This is a genomic window from Acutalibacter sp., assembly GCF_056800975.1.
Window position 1 is genome coordinate 1 of record NZ_JBQISV010000016.1, and the last position, 21,454, is coordinate 21,454.

The following is a 21,454-nucleotide window of genomic DNA, read 5'->3' on the forward strand; positions in this document are numbered from 1 at the left end:
AAGAAAGGCTTGCCGCCTTTCGAGGATTTTTGACGCAGAAAGCGCCGTTTTGGGGCAAAATAGACGGCGTTTCGGAGTTTTCAAACAGACTCTAGGATTGTTTTAAGTAAAGACGGATGTTAAGCAGGAGAGGACAATCTCAAGGCGAAGACCGTAGGCCAACCTTGCGGTTGACGAGGATTTTCAACGTGGAAAGGGGCCTCTTCTGGGTAAAAAAGACAGGGTTCCGATTCTATAAGCAAACGGGAGTGTCCCATTCGCAGATTTTATATAGAGGTCCTGTCTGGGTCTCCGTTCCGGGAACTCCGGATAAATGGGTAATTACAGGGGACTGCCCCTATCAATCAGTCCCGTTATAAAATGCGCGAAAGGACACTCCCTAAGCAAACCCTGACCTTGACGTAAAAAGAGGGCAGACCTTAAACGCTAAGGTCTGCCCTCTTTTATAAAGGTCAATGTAAAATGATACCCTGATGGGTTACTTCTCTTCTTTGGAGGGCTGGGGCAGCACCCGCACCCGGATCTCCTCCGCCCGGTTGCCTGCCGCCTTGGTCACCAGAAAGCTGGCGTTCTGGAACTGAAAGCCGTCCCCTGCCTTGGGGATGCGGTCCAGCCGCTGGGCAATCCAGCCGTTGACGGTGGAAGCGTCTGTCTCGCAGTCCAGGTGTAAAAACTCAAACAGGTCGTCGGTGCTCATGGAGCCGTAAACCCGGTAGAGGTTCTCGCCCAGGGGCAGTACGCCCTCCTGCGCCACCTCGTCGTGTTCGTCCCAGATTTCGCCCACCAGCTCCTCAATCACGTCCTCCAGGGTCACAATGCCCTCGGTGCCGCCGAACTCGTCCACGATCACCGCCATATGCTGCTTCTTCTGCTGCAAATGCCGAAGCAGGTCAGAAATCTTCATAGAGGGCGGGATGAACTCGGCAGGCTGAAGGATGTCTTCCAGCTCCTGGCCGTTGACAGCAGAGAAGAAGTCCTTCTCGTGAATAACGCCCACAATGCTGTCAATGGTCTCCTCATACACTGGCAGGCGGGAGTAGCCGGTCTCCCGGAACAGGGCGGCAATGTCCTCCCGGCCCGCGTCCCGGGGCAGAGCCTCCACGTCCACCCGGGGGGTCATGATCTCAATGGCCTGAATGTCGTCAAACTCAATGACATTGCGCAGCATGGCCCCTTCGCTTTTATCAATGCCGCCCTCCTGCTCAGCCTCCTCCACCAGGGTCAGCAGCTCGCTGTCGGTAACAGACTGCTTGGGGGAGGAGCGCACCAGACGGCGCAGCCCCTTCTTCAGCTGGGCGAACAGGAAATTGACCGGCTTGAGCACCACGATCAACGCCCGCAGGAAAGGGGCGGAGAACATGGCAAAGGTCTCGGCGTGCTCTTTTGCCATGCTTTTGGGGCCTACCTCGCCGAAAATCAGCACCACAACCGTCATGACGACTGTGGAGACTGTGGGGCCGGCGCCGTCGCCCAGAGCCTGGACAAAGAGCAGGGTGGCAATGGTGGTAGAGGCAATGTTCACCAGGTTGTTGCCCACCAGAATGGTGGAGAGCAGCTCGTCGTAGTTCTCGGAGAGAGCGAAAGCCAGCTGTGCCCGGCGGTTGCCCCCATTGGCCAGACTTTTCAACCGGATGCGGTTGAGAGAGGAGAAAGCGGTCTCTGTTGCGGAGAAATAGGCGGAGAGCGCGATCAGGGCAATGAGGACCAGAATGAGCGCCGTACTGTGACTGTCCATGGAGGAAAAACCAACACCTTTTTCAATAATATTTGCCAGATGGCAGAGTGATATAAGGGATTATAGCACAGACCCGGCGAAAATGCAAGTGGGACCGGCCGTCTGCCTGTTCGCTGCGGGTATATTCAGCGGAAAGGGCCTTTGACTGTCTTTCAGAGTCCCCCTCCCAAGAACATAACAAATCTCCCCTTTATTCCCTATGGGAAATTCCGGTTCCCCCAAATATTCCTGATAAGCCTTGCATAAATCCCCCGCTTTTGCTATAATACGAAGGAGTTCTCCATCCTACAGAAAGCGAGCGATTATTCCATATGAAGTATAAAAGTTTTTTTGCCCTGTGCCTTGCCCTGCTCTGCCTGTGCCTTGCCCTGCCCGCCTGCTCTGACATGGGCGGACTGGTCTCCGGCGTTCAGGCGGGAGTGTTCCCGGTGGAGGTCAACGGGGTGACCATCAACGCCAGGCCCCAGCGGGTGGCGGTGCTTTCGCCCAGCCTGGCCGATGTGGTTCTGGCCCTGGGCTGCGATACTCAGCTGGCCGCAGGCAGCGAGGACTGCACCCAGGCCAGCCTGAAGGACCTGAACAAGCTGGACCCCGGCGACCCGGAGGCCATAGCCGGGGCAAACCCGGACCTGGTTCTGCTGGACCCTGCCAGCTCTGGCGCAGAGGAGGCCTTAAAGGAGAAGGGCCTGACCGTGCTGAACATTGCCCCCGCCGTAGACCGCCAGGACTTTGAGCGGCTGTATGCTCAGGTCTCCTCCGCCCTTACCGGCGACGGGGTTGGGTATGACGCGGGCATCAGTGCGGCCCAGAATATATTTATTACGCTGGACGACATCAAGCGCATTGTCCCCAGCGACAAGGTCACCACCGCATGTTATTTATATGACATGGAAGGCTCTGGTGTGACAGGAGACATGTTTGCCTCTACGATCATGACCTACTCCGGGGTCACCAATATTTTTCAAAGCCTCACCGGGGGCCAGTATGACCAGGAGACCTTGCGGATGCAGAATCCCAGCATTATCTTCTGCCCCCCTGGCCTGAAAGCAGAGCTGGAGGGGGATTCCCGCTTCTCAGACCTGCAGGCTGTGCAGGGAGGAAGGATTGTAGAGATGGAGCCCAGCCTGATTGAGCGTCAGGGCCGCACAGTCGTGGAGGCCGCTTTGGAGATCAGCGCAGCGGCTTTCCCGGAGCTGCTGGAGGAGAACTCCATGCAGGTCTCCGACCCGGCTGACGAGATCAACTCGGCGGTAAGCTCTGCCATTCTCAGCTCGGCCCTGGAGGAGGACGACGGGGTGACCTATGAGACCCTGCAGGAGGGAGACCAGGGGGAGGAGGTCTTTGCCATGCAGACCCGGCTGGACGAGCTGGGGTATCTGGACACAGAATACGACGGCCACTATGGGGAGTACACCGCTGGCTGCGTCAAGGAGTTCCAGAAGGTCAACGGTCTGCCTGAGACAGGCATTGCGGACTCGGACACCCAGAAGCTGCTGTATTCCAAGCTTGCCAAGTCCAAGGACGGGGTGAATGTGACAGCCAGCCCGGAGCCGGACGGCTCTCCCAGCCCAGACCCCGAGGCGTCGCCCAGCCCGGAGGCCACAGCCACGCCCGAGGCATAAAGAGCGCACAAGCCGCTGGCCGGAAAACCTGCGGATATGGGAGTCCAGAGGGGCAGGCCCTCTGTGGGTTCTCAGGGCAATGCTCTGAGCCGCCGGTGGCCAAACCGCTGTCAGACAAGGGCGGACAAAGTTTGCGGCAGGACGCACACAGTGTTCACTTTGTCTAGGACATTCCGCGTCTTGGGCGGTCAAGGAGGCTTTTTAGGAAGAGCTTCCCTGGATTCTTCAAAAGCTCTTGATTCGTGCGGCGAGGGGTGGGTCATTTGACTTTTTTTGCCCGCAATGGACTTTTTTGATACTTTTTGAGGGGTATTATGAGGATTATTACGAGAGATAGGTCTTTCTATAAGACGCTGATTGCTCTGGCAGTGCCCATTTCCTTGCAAAACCTGGTCACCTTTGCAGTGGGGTTTGCGGACAATCTGATGATCGGCCGTCTGGGGGACAATGCCATCTCCGGCGTGTATGTGGGCAACCAGATGCAGGCAGTGGTGCAGATGTTTATTGCCGGCATCGAGGGAGCCATCCTCATTCTCGCCGCCCAGTACTGGGGTAAAAAGGACGCCGCCAGCATTCGCAAGGTGGTGTCGGTGGGGGTGAAGTTCGCCTTTGGAGTGGGCCTGTTGGTTACTTTGGCGGCCGTGCTGTTTCCGTCGGCCATCATCGGCCTGTTCACCAGCGAGCCAGGGGTCATTGCCGAGGGCGGCGTCTATCTGCGCATTGTGGGCTTTACCTATCTGTTCTTCAGTATCGCCCAGGTGATGATTGCCTCCATGCGCAGCGTGGAGACCGCTAAAATCGGGCTCTATATCTCCATTATGGCCCTGGTGGTCAATGTGTCCCTTAACTACATTCTGATTTTCGGCAAGCTGGGCCTCCCTGCTCTGGGGGTAAAGGGCGCGGCCATTGCCACCCTGATCTCCCGGGTGTTAGAGATGCTGGTGAGCGTAGTCTATGTGTTTTCGGTGGACAAAAAGCTGCGGTTCCGCTTTGCCGACCTGCTGCGCACCGACCGGGCGCTGCTCAAGGATTTTCTCCGCTATGGTCTGCCGGTCATTGGCGGGCAGGTGGTGTGGGCCATCAACAATCTGGCCAACACCAAGATTATGGGCTTTTACAGCGCCGGGGTGCTGGCGGCGGTGAGCATCACCGGTATGCTGCACAGTCTGGTTTATGTGTGGATGACCGGCCTCTCCTCTGCGGTGGGCATTATCACCGGCAAGACGGTGGGAGCCGGCCAGTATGAAAAAATGAAGGAGTACGCCCGCACTGTGCAGGTGATTTTTCTGGGTGTGGGACTGATCTCAGGGGCCGTGGTGCTGCTGTTCCGGGAGGGCTTTATCGGCCTTTACAACGCCACCCCTGAGGCAATGGCCTACTCCCGGCAGTTTATCAACGTGATTTCGGTGACCATTGTGGGCACCTGCTATCAGGCGGCCTGTTTGTTTGGCCTGGTGAAGTCTGGGGGAGACATCTCCTTTGTGTTTAAAAATGACACCATCTTTGTGTTTCTGGTGCTGATTCCCTCGGCGTTGGTGAGCTACTGGCTGGGGGCCCCTGCCTGGGTGGTGTTCGCTGCGCTGAAGTGCGACCAGATTTTGAAATGCATTGTGGCGGTGGTGAAGATTAACCGCTTTAACTGGATGAAAAACCTGACCCGGGAGGAGAAGGCGGATGAAACTGCATAAGTCTGCCAGGGCCGGGCTGCTGGGCCTGGCCGCGCTGATTTGGGGCACAGCCTTTGTGGCCCAGAGCATGGGCATGGACCACCTGGGACCCTGCGCCTTCAACGGGGCAAGAAGCTTTGTGGGGGCTATGGCTCTTTTGCCGGTAATTGCTGTGGGCGGCCGCCTGCGCCGTCACGCTGCCCCAGAGGAGGCAGTTGCCGCCAGCTGGAAAAACCCCGCGCTGCTGCTGGGAGGGCTGCTGTGCGGCCTGTTTTTGGGCGCGGCCAGCCTGTTGCAGCAAGCCGGGCTGCAGAGCACCACAGCCGGCAAGGCTGGGTTCCTCACCTCGCTGTATATTGTGTTTGTGCCGGTGCTGGGGCTGTTTTTGGGCCATCGGGGAGGCAAAAAGCTTTGGCTGGCCGTGGCTCTTGCCCTGGGGGGAGCCTACCTGCTCAGCGTGGCAGGCGGCTTGGAGGACGGGGGAGGTATTGGCCGGGGAGACGGCCTGGTGCTGGCCAGCGCGGCGCTTTTCTCCTTCCATATTCTGGTCATCGACCGCTTCTCCCCTCGTGTGGACGGTGTGAAGCTCTCCTGTCTGCAATTTTTTGTGGCGGGGCTGGTGTCAACCCTGCTGGCTTTGACTTTGGAGGGCGGCTTTTGCTGGGAGGACCTGCTGGCCTCCTGGGGGCCGCTGTTGTATACGGGCATCCTGTCCAGCGGAGTGGGCTATACCTTGCAGATTGTGGGACAGAGAGGGCTGGACCCTGCGGCTGCCTCTCTGATTCTCAGCTTGGAGTCCGTATTCGCGGCAGTGTCCGGCTGGTTGGTGTTGGGCCAGCCTCTGAGCCTCCGGGAGATGGCTGGCTGCGCTTTGGTGTTTGCCGGGGTAGTGCTGGCCCAGCTGCCGGAGCCCAAGACGCAAAAGGAATGAGCGGTAGCCGTAGTGTACGCATAAGAAACGACCGAAAGTACCGGCTCTGACTTTTTGAAGGGCGCATTTGCCAACGGCTTTCTCTACGGTCCAGGTCCTGCCTGATATTCGCAGCTCTATTACTGATTCCATACATTATAGTACCACAGAAAGGATCATTATCATGAAAATTATTGAAGTAGAAAGCTACGAAAAGCTCAGCCTGCTGGCTGCGGACATGATTGCCTCTCAGGTGCTGCTCAAGCCGGACTGTGTGCTGGGTCTGGCAACCGGTTCTTCACCCCTGGGAACCTATGAAAATCTGGCCTCCCGCTGTGGAGAGGGGCGGCTGGATTTCTCCCGGGTGCGCACGGTGAACCTGGACGAATACTGCGGCCTTACCGCAGAAAATCCCCAGAGCTACCGGTATTTTATGGACCAGAACCTGTTTGGCCGGGTGAATATCGACCCTGCCAACACCCATCTGCCCGACGGCTCCGCCAGCGACATGGAGGCGGAGTGCGCCCGCTATGAGTCTTTGGTGGAGTCCTTGGGCTGGCCGGACCTGCAGCTGCTGGGCATTGGCCATAACGGGCACATTGGCTTCAACGAGCCCGCGGAGGACTTCCCTGCCCGGGTGCACACGGTTCAGCTGGCCGAAAGCACCATAAAGGCCAACTCCCGGCTGTTCGACCGGGTGGAGGACGTGCCCACCATGGCTGTCACCATGGGCATTGGCACCATTATGAAGGCCCGGCGGGTGCTGCTCATTGCCGGGGCGGACAAACGGGAGATTGTGGAGCGGGCTTTCCATGGACCGGTGACGCCTCAGGTTCCTGGGTCCATTCTGCAGCTGCACCTGGACGCCACTGTGATATTCACCAGAAGCTGAGAACAGGGATCACTGTGACCGCCGCCTCCCCTTGCGCATAGACTGATGTGAGGGAGGCGGTATTTATGAAATGGATTTTGCTGGGCCTGGGGACCGTGCTGTTGGTTGCCGGGGCTGTGGAGCTGCTGCGGCGGCTGATCTTCTGGCTGCGCCGGGACCGCTACGGCGAGGGAGAGATGGAGCTGGTGGTGATTCCTGCCGGGCCGGATGACTGCGAGAGTCTGGTGCGGGCCGGGGCCCAGCGGGTGGAATGGATGGCCCTGCGCCCTCCTTGCCGGCTGGTGTGCCTGGCGGAGCCGGGCAGTCAGGCAGAGGCCATTGCCCGGCGGCTGCAGGCAGAGTACCCCTGGTTGGAGCTGCGGCCCAGAGCAGCTATAGAAAAGAAATAGGCCTATAGGAGTCTGTTTGCACACTGCATGACCGGGGTGCAGGCAGGCTCCCGCTTCAGAAAGGGGGCTGGCATGGACAACCCGGAGCTGGTGGAGGTCAGCGGCACGGTGGTGAAGATCACCTACCGCAACGAGAACAACCAATACACGATTTTCCGCATGGCCGGCGGCGAAGAGGCGGCTGCGGTGGTGGGGGTCTTCCCTATGCTGGGCGAGGGGGAGACCCTGCGGGTGTGGGGCCGGTGGGAGGAGAACGTCACCTATGGCAGGCAGCTGCGGGCCCAGCGGTTCACCCGCACCCCCCCTGAGAGTGAACAGGCCATGCTGCGATATCTCTCCTCTGGGGTGGTGAAGGGCATAGGCCCTGCCACGGCCCTGCGCATGGTGGAGGCCTTTGGCACAGAATGCCTCCAGGTGCTGGAGCAGGAGCCCAGCCGGCTGGCCCAGCTGGAGGGCGTCAGCCAGGACCGGGCCATGGAGCTGAGCAGAAGCTACCGGCAGATTCAGGGCCTGCGGGAGCTGATGACCTGGCTCTCCCTTAGCGGCATAGCCCCTGAGTTTGCGGCCCTGGCCTGGAAGCAGTATGGCCCCAACGCCCAGGAGGTGCTGCGCCAGGACCCCTATTGTCTCTGCGAGGAGGAGATTGGGGCCCCCTTTCAGGCGGCGGACGGGCTGGCCCGGAGCCTGACCACGCCCCAGAGCCAGGAGAGCAGGGTGCAGGCAGGCACCCTCTATGTGCTGCGGCATAACCTGATGAACGGCCACACCTGCCTGCCCCAGCGGCAGCTTGCCCAGGTGGCGGCAGGGCTGCTTCAGGTGACAGAGGAGCAGGTGCTGGACGCCATTGACAGTCTGACCGAGGGGTTTCGGCTGCAGCAGGAGGCCATAGGGGGGCAGCGGTTTCTGTTTTTGCCCAATCAGCATGAATATGAGACCTACACCGCCGCCCGTATGAAGGCCATGCTGCGCACCCCGCCCAAGCCCATTGCCGGGGCGAACGGGAAAATCGGGGAGATCGAGCAGCGGGAGGGCATTCAGTACGCAGGCAAGCAGCGGGCCGCGATTCGCGCCGCCATGGAGCAGGGGGTGCTTATTCTCACCGGCGGGCCCGGCACAGGCAAAACCACCACCCTCAACGCCATTATCCGCATTCTGAAGGAGGCCGGGGAGCAGGTGCTGCTGGCAGCTCCCACAGGCCGGGCGGCCAAGCGCATGTCAGAGCTTACCGGCGAGGAGGCCAAGACCATTCACCGCATGCTGCAGGTGCAGTGGGACGAGCTGGACCGGCCCTACTTCAAAAAGAACGAGCAGGACCCCTTGCAATGTGAATGCCTGGTGGTGGACGAGCTGTCGATGGTAGACAGCTACCTGTTTGACAGCCTGCTGCGGGCCCTGCCCTTGGGCTGCCGGCTGATTCTGGTGGGGGACACAGACCAGCTGCCCTCGGTTGGGCCGGGCAATGTGCTGGGGGACCTGATCAGCTCAGAGCTGTTCCCCACTGTTCAGCTGGACCAGGTTTTCCGGCAGTCTATGGAAAGCCTGATTGTTGCCAGCGCCCACCAGATTGTAAGGGGCCAGCTGCCGGAGCTGGGCAGGAAGGACAATGATTTCTTCTTTCTCCGCCGCCGGCAGATGCAGGAGACCCAGGAGCTGGTGGTGTCTCTTGTGACAGAACGTCTGCCCAAGGCCTACGGCTATTCCCCTATGGACGACATTCAGGTGCTCTGTCCCAGCCGCAAGGGAGAGCTGGGCACAGTGGAGCTGAACCGGCTGCTGCGGGAGGTGATCAACCCCCCGGCTGAGGACAAGGAAGAGGTGAAGCTGGACGGCCGGGTCTTTCGCACCTGGGACAAGGTGATGCAGGTCCGCAACGACTACAACCTGGAGTGGGAGCGGGATGGGGGCGGCTCTGGCAAGGATGTGTTCAATGGGGACATGGGGGTTATTCAGCGCATTGACTCTGCGGCCAAGTGCATGGAGGTGCGAATGGACGACAAGGTGGTCACCTACCCCTATGAAAAGGCCGCCCAGGAGCTGGAGCTCTGCTATGCCATTACCGTGCACAAAAGCCAGGGCAGCGAGTTCCCGGCTGTGGTGATTCCCCTGCTGAGTGTGCCAAAGCTTCTGCGCTACCGCAATCTGTTGTACACAGCGGTGACCCGGGCGAAGAAGCTGCTCATTCTTGCCGGCGACCCCTGGACCCTGCAGGAGATGGTGGAGAACAACCGGAAGACCCGGCGCTACACTGCCCTGCGCCACTTTTTGGAGAAGCCGGAGAGGGGTATTCTATAGGGACGGTTTGGGGTTCACGCAAATAAGTGTATGGTAATATCTAAAATAAAAGTATAGTTTCTGTTTAGGTAGGAAACGCCGTCCCTGTCCGAAAGCGTGGCAGGGTCTGTGCCGGTTTTCGTGTCATTTATTTGCCGTGCCGGATGGATTTTGCCCCACTCTGGCCGCTTTTTTCACAAATTTTCCCCTTCTGCTTAATTTTCTCTGGACTTCTGCCGATGATAGAAGAAAGGAGGTATGAAGATGGAGCTGAAAATGAACCCCAGCCTCAGAAGCCGGAGGCCGGCGGCAGAGGCCCGTCCCCCTGTCCCTGAGACGGACCGGGAGCAGGAATATGCCCCCAAAACCTCCGCCCAGATCAGGCAGCAGGCCCGGGAGGACCGGGTGGAGCTCTCCCGGCAGGCAGTGGAATTTTTACAGGGCCGGCAGGAGGAGAGCCAGCCGGGGCAGGACGAGGCCCGGCTTGAGGAGCCTATGACCCCTGAGGAGAAGCGTCAGCAGGCCCAGGCGGAAAAGTGGAAGGCGGTCCGGCAGATGGTGAGCGTGATGCAGCAGCAGAGCGTGCAGATGAAGGAGCAGAGCGAGCAGCAGACCAAGGCCCTGAAGGAGGCCATGGACAAAATGAAGCGCTGCACCAAAATCGCCGCGAACATCGGCAAGGGCCACAAGGTGCCACCCCAGGATGAGAAATACCTGCTGGAAAACGACCCCAAAGCCTACATGATGGCCATGATCCTCCGCATGATGGAGGAGGAGAAGCGCAAGGTCAAGTCTGAGCTGGAGGACGAGGAGAACCAGCAGGAGGGAGAGAATGGCTCCGCCGCCCCGGTAGAGGGACTGGACGCTTCTGGCGGAGAGGCTTCCGCTCCGGAGGCCAGCGTGGAGGCTGCTTCGGTGGAATGATTCCGCCAGCCAGAGCACAGAGACAGCCGGTTCAGTTTGTGAAAAAGAGGCCAGGGAACCCGCCCCCGGCCTCTTTTTTGTTTCTGTTGACACAGTCGGAAAGCCCCTTATAAGCCGCCCGGCTTGAGATTACGACTGACTTTTTCCAGCAATTTCCTGGGGCAGACAGATTATCCCTCGCCCAGCACGTCCCAGGGGGTAAGCATACCCAGCAGGGGCTGGTCCGGCTTGCCGTCCTGGGTAATGAAGATGACCGCCACCCGCTTGTTTTTGGCCCGGGGCAGTTCAAACCGCTGCCGCACCGCGATATAGCTGGCGTCTGCGGGGACGAACTCATAGTTCTCCGTGTGCTCCTCCACTGCCAGATACCCCTTCAGGTCCTTGATGGTGGCCTCCGGGTCCAGCCCCTTGCCTCTGCGCCGCAGCACATAGCGGAACACGGCCCCCACGCTGAATACCCCGTAAAACCGCCCGTCCTTCATGACCGGCACATGGGAGTAGCCGTTTTTTTCCATCAGCTCCATCACCCGCAGCACCTTCTGGTTGGGGCCCACCTTCAGTACCCGTTCGCCCTTGGTGGCGTATTCCAGAGCCAGAGGAGGCCGGCTTACAAAGTCCAGCACCTCCTGCAGCGCGTCCACCACTGGCTGGGAGGGCACTACCACCGGCTCGCCGTCCATGTTGGCGCTGTGGGCCATCAGGTTGCGGATATGCCGGCAGATGTCCAGCTTATCCCGCACAGGGGCGCTCTCATAGTCCTTGATGAATTCGTATACCGCACTGGTGTAATGACGACGGGAATTGCGGTACTTTTCCTCCAATACATCCTCGATCTGCTTATACAGGTCCAAAAACAGTTCCAACCGTTTGCGTCCCACTGTGCCAGCCATGACTATGCCTCCTGGTTATCTTCTTGTGACATTTGTGTCAGCAGGGCGATTGCCTGCCGGCGGCCATACAGGGCATTCAGCGCCTGCAAAAGGCCGTTGGATGAGAGCCGCTCCGGCAGGCCCAGCCTTTTTTGCAAGGCCCTGCGGCGGGCGGCGCTGTCTGCCCCGCCAGAGAGGCCCAGCTCCGCCATGTCCGCCTTTGTCAGCTTTTCTTCCGGCGTGCCGCTGTTCTCCCTGGCGCAAAGGCCTGCCCCGGCCCGGCGCAGGCAGTCCAGCAGAATATCAGCGGGCATACCCTCCACCCCCAGCTTTCCCTCTTTGGAGGGCTTTGCTTTCCGGCGTTCCTTGCCGTAGATATCGGGAATGTAGGCATGCTTTACCTGACTGGGGGGCAGACACTGGCTCAGGCGGCTGCGGATGAGAAACCCTGCCCCGTCGCTGTCCGTGAAAATAATGACGCCCCGCTGAGCCGCCAGCTGTCGGATGAGCTCCATACGCTCCTGGTCCTTGAAAATCTGAAAGCCGCCGGTCTCCACAATCACCGGGTCCTCTAAAATCGAGCTGAGCTTGGCCTTGTCGCAGCGGCCCTCTACCACAATGGCCTCCCGTACCCGGGGCGTCATCTCTGACCTCCCTGGGCGGCGTGCATGGCCTCCATCAGCCGCACCATCAGGGCCTCAATCACCAGCCGGGAGTCCATGCGCGAGCCTTTTATGCTCAGGTCCGCCTCCAGCAGCAGGTCCAGGCAGCGGGCCAGCACAGAGGCTGGCGTCCGCCGGATGGAACGCTCGGCGTTGCGCAGGCGAAAGCTAAATTTTTTGTACTCCGGGGCGTACTCCCCAGCGGCCCCGGCAGTCAATCCGCTGTCCAGAGCGGCCCGCACCCGGTACATGTCAATAAACGCGGTGGACATGGCGCCCAGCACAGATACCGGCTCCGGGTCCTGCCAGAAGATTTCGTCCAACAGGGTGTAGGCCTCCTGAGCGTTGCCGGCGGTAAGGGCCTTTACCATGGCGAAGGTGGCGGTCTCGGTGGTTTTGGGGGTCAACGCCTCCACGGTCCGGGGGGTGACCCGGCCCTCGCCCTGACCCAGAACATAGGCGCAGAGCTTGTTGGTCTCGTTGAGCAGCATATTCAGGTCCGGGCCGCAGTATTCCTGCAGCCGGTCGGCAGCGGTTTTTTCCATCACACAGCCCTGCTTTTCCGCTGCCTTGAGAATGGTGCGGCGGAGCTCGGCCGGCTCCCGCCGGGCAAAGGAGACGGTGAGCCCTGCCTTGCCTCCCCGGTCCATGAGCTTCTTCCACTTTGCCGACTTAGGCGGAATATTCAGGGTTGGGTAGTACAGCACCAGTGTGGTGGTCTCCGGCAGGTCGTCCAGCAGGTCCAGAAGCTTATCCATTTCCTGGGCGGACAGCGCCTCTGGGTCCAGGTCCGCTACGGCCACGCATTTGTGGGGGGCAAAAAAGGGCAGGGCCGCGGCAGCGTCCGCAATGCGCTCTACCGGGGATTCGCCTGAGAGCTCATTCCGGTTAAACTCAGGGAAGCTGTCGCCGGAGGCCCGGACAATGAGCCGCCGCGCCGCCCGTTTGAGAATGAGTTTTTCCTCTCCGACCAGCAGGTAGAGGGAGGCAAGGGTTCCGTTTTCCAGCTGAGTCCGCAGGTCCTGTTCGCTGATTGCTGGCATGAACGCCGCCTCCTTTCAATGGCTGGACAAGGGTGTTGACGATAGGAATATTATAGACCATGGGGCAGGGTTTGTCAAATGGCAGGGGCAAAAGCAAGCAGGCCCCAGTGGAAAATAGTGTGTTCTCACAAAACGGATTCCTCGCATTTGCGGGGTTTACCCTTGCCTGTCTTCATTTTTTGTGATATAATGACACAATATGCTCTGACAGGCAACGGACAAGCCCCTGGGAACCGCTTTCTCCTGCCTGACGGGGCTTTTTAGCCAACCAAGAGGAGGAGGAGAGAGCTTGACATTGATCAAAAAATATATTGGCTCAAAGGCTTTTTATCTGTCTGTTATCACGCTGCTGGTGCCTATGGTGGTCCAGCAGGGCATCACCCAGTTTGTAAACCTGCTGGACAATGTGATGGTGGGACGGCTGGGCACAGCCCCTATGTCTGGCGTGGCCATTGTCAACCAGATTATATTTATTTTTAACCTGACCCTGTTTGGCGGCATGTCCGGCGCGTCCATCTTTGGGGCGCAATACTATGGCAAGGGGGATGTGGACGGCCTGCGGTATACCCTGCGCTTTCGCACCCTGTTCGCTGTGGCGGCTACGGTTTTGGGCATTGCCGCCCTGCTGGGGTTTGGGGAGAGCTTTTTTCTGCTCTACCTGAACGGTGAAAACACCTCCCCCCAGGAGGCGGCCGCTACGCTGGACTATGCCAGAAGCTATATGAACATTATGCTGTGGGGGCTTCTCCCCTTTGCAGTGTCCAACTGCTTTGCCAGTATTCTGAAGGACACGGGGGAGACCTTCATTCCCATGGTGGCAAGCGTAATCTCCATTGGGGTGAATCTGGCGCTCAACTATCTGCTCATTTTCGGCAGCTTTGGCTTCCCCAGAATGGGCGTGGCCGGCGCGGCCCTGGCAACGGTCATTGCCCGCTACATAGAGACCGCTTACCTGATCTTCCAGTCCTACCGCCACAAGAAACGCTTTGTCTTTCTTCAGGGAGCTTTCCGCAGCCTGCGGGTGCCCCTGTCCTTGGTCCGGCGCATTAGCATAACCGGTACGCCTCTTATGCTTAATGAGATGCTCTGGTCTGTGGGCATCTCCCTCATCACCGCCTGCTATGCCACCCGGGGTCTGGCGGCAGTGGCGGCCAGCAATATCAGCTCCACAGCCCATCAGCTGTTTTCGCTGCTGCTGATGGCCATGGGCAACGCAGTGGCTATTCTGGTGGGGCAGCAGCTGGGAGCCAACGACATGGACGGGGCAAAGGACACGGTGCGTAAGCTGCTGTTTTTCGGCACAGCCATCAACCTGGTGATGGGCCTGCTGCTGATTGCCAGCGCGCCCTTTATCCCCCTCATTTACAACACCGAGCCTTTGGTGCAGGACCTGGCGGCCAAGCTGCTGATGATTTCCGGCGGGTTTCTGCCGTTGGGTGCTATTGTCAACTGCTCTTATTTTACCATCCGTTCCGGCGGGCGCACATTCATTACCTTTTTGTTTGACTGCGCCTACACCTGGGTGGTGTGTCTGCCCATTGCCTTTGTGCTCAGCCGGTTTACCGCCCTGCCTCTGCCCTGGATGTTTTTCCTGGTGCAGTGCGCGGACTCGGGGTTGAAGGCGGTGATCGCGCTGATTATGCTGCGGTCAGGCATATGGGCGAAGAACGTGGTAAACGCATAGAAAAAGGCCGCAGGCTGGCTGGGAATCAACGTCCTGCTTGCGGCCGGCAACCGTGTCCGAAAAAATATAGCTATTATTTCTGAGGTGACTCCCATGCAATCCATTTCCAAGCAAGACTATCCCTATCTCTACGAGACCCACTGCCATACCAGCTGGTGCAGCGCCTGCGCTGTCAGCAGTCCTCAGGAGATGGCCGCGGCCTACTATGCTCACGGCTACGCGGGCATCATCATCACCGACCACTTCCTGCTGGGCAACTCCGCAGTGGACCGTGCCCTGCCCTGGGACGTTAAAATGCACGCCTATTACGACGCCTATCTGGCGGCCCGGGACTGGGCCCGGGGTAAGGACTTTGACGTGCACTTTGGCCTGGAGCACCAGTACGGTGGAGGCAAGGAGGTGCTGACCTATGGCATTGACCTGGATTTTCTGCTGGACCACCCGGAGCTCCACCGCATGCCCTTGGGTGAGTATGCGGCGTTGGTGCATGAGGCCGGGGGCTTTCTGAGTATGGCCCACCCCTACCGGGACAGGGGGTATATTGACAGGAGAGCCCAGCCTCAGCCGGAATATCTGGATGCTGTGGAGGTGTACAACTACCACAACGATGTGGGCGAGAACCGTCAGGCGGAGGAGCTGGCCCAGCGCACCGGCCTGCCCGGTACCGCAGGCGGGGACGTGCACGAGGCGGACAGTCCGGCTATTGGCCAGGCAGGCGTGGCCTTGCGGGAGAGAGCGGCGACTGGGCAGGAGCTGGTGGCAGCCCTGCGGTCCGGGGACTTTGCGATTCTGGTGGGAGGCGAGCTGCGGCCCTGCCGGTTCTGAGCAGGGCTGCAAGACCTATGCTGTACGCCGGACAAGCCGCATGATCTGTGAACTTTCCGATGGGAGTGGCGGCGTCAGGTTCTTTCCATCAGACAAAAAGCATCTCAAGGCCTGCGCTGGCAGGCTCTTGGGATGCTTTGCTTTTATTGATGACAGGGTCGGGCTACTTCAGCGCCTCCTCCAAAGCCTCGGTCACAATGCGCAGGGCCTTGATACGGGCAAATTTTTTGTCTACCGATTCCAGAATATGCCAGGGCGCGTAGGTGGTGCTGGTTTTTTGCAGCATCTCGTCCACTGCGGCCTCGTATACGTCCCATTTCTCCCGGTTGCGCCAGTCCTCGTCCGTCAGCTTCCACTGCTTCGAGGGGGTGTTCTTCCGCTCGGTGAACCGTTCCAGCTGGGTGTCTTTGTCAATCTGCACCCAGAACTTCAGCACCACAGCCCCCCAGTTGTGCAGCTCCTGTTCAAACTCGTTCATCTCATAGTAGGCCCGCTGCCAGTCGTTTTCGCTGCAAAAGCCTTCCAGGCGTTCCACCATCACCCGGCCGTACCAGCTCCGGTCAAAAATGGCAATGTGCCCGTCCTTGGGCAGGCTCTTCCAAAAACGCCACAGGTAGTGCCGGGCCTTTTCGTGGGGCTCGGGGCTGGCCACGGGGTGCACCTCAAAGCCCCGGGGGTCCAGGGCTCCGGTGAGCCGCTTGATGTTGCCCCCCTTGCCTGCCGCGTCCCAGCCCTCGTAGACAATCACCACCGGAACCCGCTTGCGGTACAGCCGGTTGTGAAGCATCCGCAGCTTGCTTTGCAGACGCTTGAGCTCCTCCTTGTACTCGCCCTCGCTGAGGGTCTTGTCCTTCAGGGGCGCCTCGCTGAGCTTGGGCATTTTGATGAGAGGGAAGACATTTTGCAGCAGGGGCACTGCCAGACTCTCGTTCTGCAAAGCAGTGTCAATGCCAGTGCAAAGGGTCTCCAGCACCTGCAGCTCGGCAAATTTTTTGCTGCGGGCGTCCACAATATACCAGGGGGCGCTGGGGGTGTTGGTGTCTTCCAGGTAGCGGTCAAAGACCTCGGCGCAGCGCTCGTAGTGGTGGTTTTGCCACAGGTCTCCCCGGCTCACCCGCCAGGCGGTGTCCTTGTCGTCCATAAGGCCGTTGATGCGCCGGGCCTGCTCCTTTCTGCTGATTTGAAAGAAGAATTTCAGCACCAGATAGCCGTTGTCCGTCAGCTGACGCTCAAAGCGTTTGACGCTGTCCACCCGCTGGGCGTAGGCCTCGTCTCCCAGCACGCCGTTCAGGCGTTCCTTGGTGACCTCGTCCATCCAGCCCGAGTCTAAAAAGGTGAACTTGCCAGCCTCGGGGATTCTCTCAAAATACCGGGTGAGGAAGGGCTTGCGGCGTTCCTCGGCAGTGGGCGCGGCCATAGAGAACACCTGGAAGAACCGTGGGTCGATATGCTTGATGAGCTGGCCAATGGTGCTGCCCTTGCCCGCTGCGCCCCAGCCCTCAATAAGCACCAGCACCGGCAGCTTTTTATCCTTCAACCGCAGCTGCTGAGCCTCAAGCCGTTCTCCCGCGGCCTTCAAGCGGGACTTCAACTCCTCCTTATCCGGCTTGTCCGGGCGTATCCAATGCTTCAACATGACGATCACCTCAATAAAATAATATACTGTGTAAGAGGCAGCAGCCTTGCGCCCCCTCTTACACAGTATAACATATAATAGACTGGATTGTACAGAGTGATTTTAGTTGAAGTTCACAGAAGCGGCGAGCCAAAGGCCGCACAGTCGGGAAATATAGTGAAAGCATCCCTGCCACGCCCCGGCTGTACCCGGCAGACAGAAAAGGAGAGACTTTTTCTCAGCCTTAGCTGTTCTGAGACAGGCTCTACCTGCTGCGCCAAACCTTTGCGGCTTGTTTCAGCCGGTAACATACCTACTCCTGGTTGACTGGGTTCATTGCTTCAGCCTGCCAGGGGCAAGTCTTTTCATCGGGCCGGGCCAGCGGCCGCACATTTTGTCTGGCGTTTACTGGCCAAAGCTCACCATCTGGGTATTCCCGCCCTTGCTCACCCACACGCTGGCAATGTCCAGGTTTTCGTCAAGCATCACCAGGTCGGCGGCCTTGCCGGGGGCAATGCTGCCCAGCTCCCCGTCCAGCCCAATGGCCCGGGCGGGAATGAGGCTGGCGGACTTCACCGCCTGCTCAAAGGGCACGCCCCAGCTCACCAGGTTTTTCACCTCCTGGTGCAGGTTGCTCACCGAGCCGGCAATGGTGCCATCGGGCAGAGTGCACTTGCCCCCGGTGATGTGCACGGTCTGACCGCCCATCTCATAGGCTGCGCCCTCCGGCATACCGTTGGCCCGCAGAGAGTCGCTGACAATCAGGGCCCGGTCGCCCAACAGCTGGAAGGCAATTTTCAGCACAGCGGGATGAATATGCTCGCCGTCGCAAATCAGCTCGGCCCGGACCCGCTGGTCCTCCAGCGCGGCCCCTACCACCCCAGGCTTCCGGTGGTGCAGGCCGTTCATGGCGTTGAACAGGTGGGTGACATGGGTAACCCCCCAGTCAAAGGCGTTCTTCGCCTCCTCATAGCTGGCGGTGGTGTGGGCAATCGAGACAGTGCACAGCTCCTTTGCCCGCTTTACAAAGTCCTCGCCCCCCGGCTGCTCGGTGGCCAGGTCAATCAGCCGCACCAGCCCCCCGGAGAGCTGGTACCACTCCTGAAACAGGGCAAAGTCCGGGGCCAGCAGAAACTCCTCGTTTTGCGCGCCCTTGCGCTCCCGGGAGAAGAAGGGGCCCTCCATATTCACGCCAGCTACCTTGGCCCCATCCTCTGAGGGGTGGTCATGAAGGTCTTTGGCGGCCAGAAGGGCGGCTTTGATGGTGTCGCTGCCTACCGTGGCAGTGGTAGGGCAGAAAGAGGTGACCCCATGGGACAGCAGAAACCGGGCCATGTCCTCAAGGGCCTCCCGGGTGCCGTCGCCGGCGTCGGCACCTGCGCAGCCGTGCACATGCACATCAATAAAGCCGGGGACAATGGTATAGCCCTGGCAGTCTACGGCAATGTCCTCCTCTTTGCGGGAGAGGCTGGGGCCTGTGCGGGTGATTTTGCCCCCGTCGATCTCCATGTCCCCCTGAACCAGCTGAAAATCCTGGTTCAAATACTTTGCGTTGATAATGAACATTTTGACATCCTCCGTTTTTTCATCTTGACCCGGTTATTTACAGAATGGTGTTGAGAACCACCAGCAGAGTGACGCCCGGCACTCCCAGCGCGCTGGACGCAGCCAGGCTCAGGCGGTTGACCGCAAGGCACACGCCGGTGTATTCGCTGGTCAGGTTGACCAGGGCCAGGGCCAGCAGGCCCAGCAGGGCAGAGGCGAAAAAGCTTTTCATAGGGGAGAAGGCCTCCTTGTTTTTGGTAAAGACTATGCGGGCCTTGTCCGGGGTATGACTACAGGCGGGCCTTGCAGGGGGAGAAACAGAAAGTCTCTTTGCTGCCAGCAAGCCGGACACTCGCCGTCTTGCCGCGCCCGCTGGGGCCTTTCCTCCTTTGCTCTGGCGACTGTAAGCTGCTCCGCCGGTCTCCCCGCAGCCCACCCCACCAGGTCCGGCCTGCCTTACAACAAGTCGAGGGCGGCGCGGCTTGGCCTGCCTTTTACGCTTTCTCCTCCGCCGGCATAAAGTCAATACGCCCAGTCGCAACGTCCGCCCCGGCAATGATTACCTCCAGCTCCTGGCCCATCATCAGCACCCGTCCGCTCCGCCGGTCCCGGTGGCTGATCTCTCCGTCAAACTCAAAGTCGCAGCCCTCAAAGTCGTTCAGGCTCACAAAGCCCTCGGCATTGCTGGCCAGCTTTACAAAAATGCCCTTGGGCGTCACTCCGTTGATGACCCCCGTATGCTGCTCGCCCAGGTGCTGGCGCATATATTCCGCCGTGTAGCAGTCCTCCGCGTCCCGCTCGCTGGTGACAGCCCGGACCTCGTTTTTCGAGCTCTCTATGGCCGACTCCTCCGCAAAGGTCCCATAGCGTTTTTTCAGGACAGCCGGGTCCTCCCCTCTCACCAGGTCGCTGAGAATGCGGTGGATGGAGGTGTCCGGGTAGCGGCGGATAGGGGAGGTGAAGTGGCTGTATTCCTTCAGCGCCAGGCCGAAATGCCCCAGTTCCCGGTGGTCATACCGGGCCTTGTCCATGGTGCGCAGAATGCGCTGGTTTACCACAGCCTCCTTGCTGGTGCCCTTCACCCGGTCCAGCACCACGGCGAAATCCTTGGCGGAGGGATCGCCCTTTTTCAGCTCCGTGCACTTTACAGAGAGCCGGTCCAGCAGGTCGCACAGCTCGACCACCCGGTCCGGGCTGGGGTGCTCGTGCACCCGGTAGAGGAAGGGGACCTCTGCCTTCAGAGAGGCCTTGGCCGCGGCGTTGTTGGCGGCCACCATCAACTGCTCGATCATCTCCTCCGAGGCGCCCTGGGTTCTGGGCTGAATGTCCACGCAAACCCCGTCCTCGTTCAGGATGAATTTGGTCTCGTCGCTGGTCAGGTCCATCTGGCCCCGGCCCTTGCCGTTGCGGCCCAGAATATCCGCCAGCTCCTTGGCGGTGGTCAGGCTGTCCATCACAGGGGCGTACTTGTCTATGATGTCCTGGCCGGCAGTGCCGGCGATAATCTCATTTACCTCGCTGTACACGCCCCGGACCTTGGAATTGATTACGGTTTTTTCAAAACGCCAGCCGATCATATTACCCTCAAGGTCAAAATCCATCAGGGCCGAAAAGGTGAGCTTCTCCGTGCCCGCGTTCAGGCTGCACACCCCGTTGGAAAGGGCCTCTGGCAGCATGGGGATAACCCGGTCGGCAAAATATACCGAGGTGCCCCGGAGAAAGGCCTCGCTGTCAATGGGCGTGCCCGCCTTTACATAGTGGGACACATCAGCAATGTGCACCCCCAGGGTATAGCCGTCCACGGTTTTGTGGGCGGACACCGCGTCGTCCAGGTCCTTGGCGTCGGCGCTGTCAATGGTAAAGATGGGCTCGTCCCGCAGGTCCAGCCGCTGGGCAATGTCCTCCGGGGTGACTGTCATGCGGCTGATTTTCTCCGCCTGCTCCATCACCTCAGGCGGGAACTGGGTGGGGATGCCGCAGCGCTCAATAATAGCATCGGCGCACACCCGCGCCCGGTCGCCGGTGCCAAACACATACCGGACCTCTGCCTCCCGCCAGTCCCCTCTCTGGTCCTGCCGGGGGGTGATGAGCACCTTGTCCCCGTCCTTGGCCCCGCCGGTTTTGCCGGCTGGCACCTCCAGGTCAAAGCGGACCGGGCCGTCCGGGGTCACCCGGGCAATGGGCCCCTCCATGCGCATGGTGCCGGTGAGCTTCTGCTCCCCCCGCTCCACCACCCGCTTCACCCGGCCGCTGGGTCCCTTGTCCCGCTTGGTCAGGTCAGTCAGGATGATTTTGTCCCCCACAAAGGCCCCGTTCAGGTCCCGGCCGGGGATGAAAATGTCATCTCCCCGCTGGGGCCGGGCAAAGCCGAAACGCTCGGACAGGGAGACCAGAGTGGCCTCCACATCCCGGGAGAGAGGGGCCAGCTTGGCCCAGTGGTCCTTGTCTACCAGAACCTCGCCTTTTTCCTGCAGACTGTGCAGGGCCTGATAAAAGGCGTCCTTGTCCCGGATGCCCGCCTCCCGCTGCAGGGACTTGGAGGGCACGCCGTCCCCGCCGCAGCGTTTCAGGGCGGCGACAATGACAATTTCCTCCGGTGTGCTGGCGGCGCTGGGTAAATAGTAGGCGTCCGGGGCGGGCCCGCCGAAGCTCCGCCGTCTGCCTGATGTTCTGTCGTTTCTCAATATGGTCTCCTCCTTTTGAACTTCCGTCTGGCCGGTATGGGACAGGCCCGGCTCTTGTGTGTGGTTTTTGGGAATAAAAGGGAGCCTCCCCCGCCTATTCTACAGGCAGATTGTGCT

The 21,454-nt window shown here is 59.9% G+C and carries 17 protein-coding genes; 9 read left to right on the forward strand and 8 right to left on the reverse strand.

Going from position 1 to position 21,454, the window contains the following annotated elements; genetic code table 11:
* Positions 1-478: 478 nt before the first annotated feature.
* Positions 479-1,735: an HlyC/CorC family transporter gene (locus ACTO5E_RS03220; protein WP_482301536.1), complete on the reverse strand. Its 1,257-nt coding sequence runs from the start codon at positions 1,733-1,735 to the stop codon at positions 479-481.
* Positions 1,736-2,046: 311 nt separating this feature from the next.
* Here ACTO5E_RS03220 and ACTO5E_RS03225 point away from each other — a divergent pair, with 311 nt between their 5' ends.
* The 7 genes from ACTO5E_RS03225 to ACTO5E_RS03255 all read left to right on the forward strand — a co-directional run bounded on the left by ACTO5E_RS03225 (position 2,047) and on the right by ACTO5E_RS03255 (position 10,410).
* Positions 2,047-3,357, forward strand: coding sequence for a peptidoglycan-binding protein (locus tag ACTO5E_RS03225; protein WP_482301537.1), 1,311 nt, complete (start codon positions 2,047-2,049; stop codon positions 3,355-3,357).
* Positions 3,358-3,671: 314 nt separating this feature from the next.
* Positions 3,672-5,045, forward strand: a complete 1,374-nt coding sequence (locus ACTO5E_RS03230) for an MATE family efflux transporter (RefSeq protein ID WP_482301539.1) — start codon at positions 3,672-3,674, stop codon at positions 5,043-5,045.
* The gene (locus tag ACTO5E_RS03235; protein ID WP_482301540.1) at positions 5,032-5,955 is read left to right on the forward strand and encodes a DMT family transporter; all 924 of its coding nucleotides are present in this window, start codon (positions 5,032-5,034) and stop codon (positions 5,953-5,955) included. Before ACTO5E_RS03230 ends, ACTO5E_RS03235 begins: the two co-directional genes overlap by 14 nt.
* Before the next feature lie 163 nt (positions 5,956-6,118).
* Positions 6,119-6,826: a glucosamine-6-phosphate deaminase gene (nagB, locus tag ACTO5E_RS03240; protein ID WP_482301541.1), complete on the forward strand. Its 708-nt coding sequence runs from the start codon at positions 6,119-6,121 to the stop codon at positions 6,824-6,826.
* Between the two features lie 65 nt (positions 6,827-6,891).
* Positions 6,892-7,215 (forward strand): hypothetical protein, encoded by a 324-nt coding sequence (locus ACTO5E_RS03245; RefSeq protein WP_482301543.1) that lies wholly within the window; start codon positions 6,892-6,894, stop codon positions 7,213-7,215.
* Between the two features lie 72 nt (positions 7,216-7,287).
* Positions 7,288-9,507 (forward strand): SF1B family DNA helicase RecD2, encoded by a 2,220-nt coding sequence (recD2, locus tag ACTO5E_RS03250; RefSeq protein ID WP_482301545.1) that lies wholly within the window; start codon positions 7,288-7,290, stop codon positions 9,505-9,507.
* Between the two features lie 243 nt (positions 9,508-9,750).
* The gene (locus tag ACTO5E_RS03255; protein ID WP_482301546.1) at positions 9,751-10,410 is read left to right on the forward strand and encodes a hypothetical protein; all 660 of its coding nucleotides are present in this window, start codon (positions 9,751-9,753) and stop codon (positions 10,408-10,410) included.
* Between the two features lie 170 nt (positions 10,411-10,580).
* Here ACTO5E_RS03255 and ACTO5E_RS03260 read toward each other — a convergent pair whose 3' ends face one another.
* From ACTO5E_RS03260 to holA, 3 genes are read right to left on the reverse strand one after another with little or no spacing between them, the layout of a single operon-like run.
* Entirely contained in the window at positions 10,581-11,300 is a 720-nt protein-coding gene (locus tag ACTO5E_RS03260; protein ID WP_482301548.1) for a CBS domain-containing protein, read from the reverse strand.
* A 2-nt stretch (positions 11,301-11,302) separates the two neighbouring features.
* Positions 11,303-11,923, reverse strand: a complete 621-nt coding sequence (locus tag ACTO5E_RS03265) for a ribonuclease M5 (RefSeq protein ID WP_482301549.1) — start codon at positions 11,921-11,923, stop codon at positions 11,303-11,305.
* Positions 11,920-12,984 (reverse strand): DNA polymerase III subunit delta, encoded by a 1,065-nt coding sequence (gene holA / locus ACTO5E_RS03270; protein ID WP_482301551.1) that lies wholly within the window; start codon positions 12,982-12,984, stop codon positions 11,920-11,922. Before holA ends, ACTO5E_RS03265 begins: the two co-directional genes overlap by 4 nt.
* 289 nt (positions 12,985-13,273) lie before the next feature.
* On the opposite strand from holA, the gene ACTO5E_RS03275 reads away from it, so the two are divergent.
* Positions 13,274-14,668 (forward strand): MATE family efflux transporter, encoded by a 1,395-nt coding sequence (locus ACTO5E_RS03275; RefSeq protein WP_482301553.1) that lies wholly within the window; start codon positions 13,274-13,276, stop codon positions 14,666-14,668.
* A gap of 93 nt (positions 14,669-14,761) precedes the next feature.
* Positions 14,762-15,493, forward strand: a complete 732-nt coding sequence (locus tag ACTO5E_RS03280) for a PHP domain-containing protein (RefSeq protein WP_482301554.1) — start codon at positions 14,762-14,764, stop codon at positions 15,491-15,493.
* A gap of 163 nt (positions 15,494-15,656) precedes the next feature.
* Here the strand turns inward: ACTO5E_RS03280 and pap are convergent, their stop codons facing one another.
* The 4 genes from pap to rnr all read right to left on the reverse strand — a co-directional run bounded on the left by pap (position 15,657) and on the right by rnr (position 21,337).
* Positions 15,657-17,129 carry a polyphosphate:AMP phosphotransferase gene (gene pap / locus ACTO5E_RS03285; protein WP_482301555.1) on the reverse strand — a complete coding sequence of 491 codons (1,473 nt, stop codon included), beginning with the start codon at positions 17,127-17,129 and terminating at the stop codon, positions 15,657-15,659.
* A gap of 384 nt (positions 17,130-17,513) precedes the next feature.
* Positions 17,514-18,674 carry an N-acetylglucosamine-6-phosphate deacetylase gene (gene nagA / locus ACTO5E_RS03290; protein ID WP_482301556.1) on the reverse strand — a complete coding sequence of 387 codons (1,161 nt, stop codon included), beginning with the start codon at positions 18,672-18,674 and terminating at the stop codon, positions 17,514-17,516.
* A 37-nt stretch (positions 18,675-18,711) separates the two neighbouring features.
* Positions 18,712-18,885: a pro-sigmaK processing inhibitor BofA family protein gene (locus ACTO5E_RS03295; protein WP_482301557.1), complete on the reverse strand. Its 174-nt coding sequence runs from the start codon at positions 18,883-18,885 to the stop codon at positions 18,712-18,714.
* Between the two features lie 262 nt (positions 18,886-19,147).
* Entirely contained in the window at positions 19,148-21,337 is a 2,190-nt protein-coding gene (rnr, locus tag ACTO5E_RS03300; RefSeq protein ID WP_482301558.1) for a ribonuclease R, read from the reverse strand.
* Between the last annotated feature and the right edge of the window lie 117 nt (positions 21,338-21,454).

Coding starts and splice junctions, on each gene's coding strand:
- ACTO5E_RS03220 (WP_482301536.1), bottom strand. CDS start 1,735: ATGGACAGTCACAGTACGGCGCTCATTCTGGTCCTCATTGCCCTGATC.
- ACTO5E_RS03225 (WP_482301537.1), top strand. CDS start 2,047: ATGAAGTATAAAAGTTTTTTTGCCCTGTGCCTTGCCCTGCTCTGCCTG.
- ACTO5E_RS03230 (WP_482301539.1), top strand. CDS start 3,672: ATGAGGATTATTACGAGAGATAGGTCTTTCTATAAGACGCTGATTGCT.
- ACTO5E_RS03235 (WP_482301540.1), top strand. CDS start 5,032: ATGAAACTGCATAAGTCTGCCAGGGCCGGGCTGCTGGGCCTGGCCGCG.
- nagB (WP_482301541.1), top strand. CDS start 6,119: ATGAAAATTATTGAAGTAGAAAGCTACGAAAAGCTCAGCCTGCTGGCT.
- ACTO5E_RS03245 (WP_482301543.1), top strand. CDS start 6,892: ATGAAATGGATTTTGCTGGGCCTGGGGACCGTGCTGTTGGTTGCCGGG.
- recD2 (WP_482301545.1), top strand. CDS start 7,288: ATGGACAACCCGGAGCTGGTGGAGGTCAGCGGCACGGTGGTGAAGATC.
- ACTO5E_RS03255 (WP_482301546.1), top strand. CDS start 9,751: ATGGAGCTGAAAATGAACCCCAGCCTCAGAAGCCGGAGGCCGGCGGCA.
- ACTO5E_RS03260 (WP_482301548.1), bottom strand. CDS start 11,300: ATGGCTGGCACAGTGGGACGCAAACGGTTGGAACTGTTTTTGGACCTG.
- ACTO5E_RS03265 (WP_482301549.1), bottom strand. CDS start 11,923: ATGACGCCCCGGGTACGGGAGGCCATTGTGGTAGAGGGCCGCTGCGAC.
- holA (WP_482301551.1), bottom strand. CDS start 12,984: ATGCCAGCAATCAGCGAACAGGACCTGCGGACTCAGCTGGAAAACGGA.
- ACTO5E_RS03280 (WP_482301554.1), top strand. CDS start 14,762: ATGCAATCCATTTCCAAGCAAGACTATCCCTATCTCTACGAGACCCAC.
- pap (WP_482301555.1), bottom strand. CDS start 17,129: ATGTTGAAGCATTGGATACGCCCGGACAAGCCGGATAAGGAGGAGTTG.
- nagA (WP_482301556.1), bottom strand. CDS start 18,674: ATGTTCATTATCAACGCAAAGTATTTGAACCAGGATTTTCAGCTGGTT.
- ACTO5E_RS03295 (WP_482301557.1), bottom strand. CDS start 18,885: ATGAAAAGCTTTTTCGCCTCTGCCCTGCTGGGCCTGCTGGCCCTGGCC.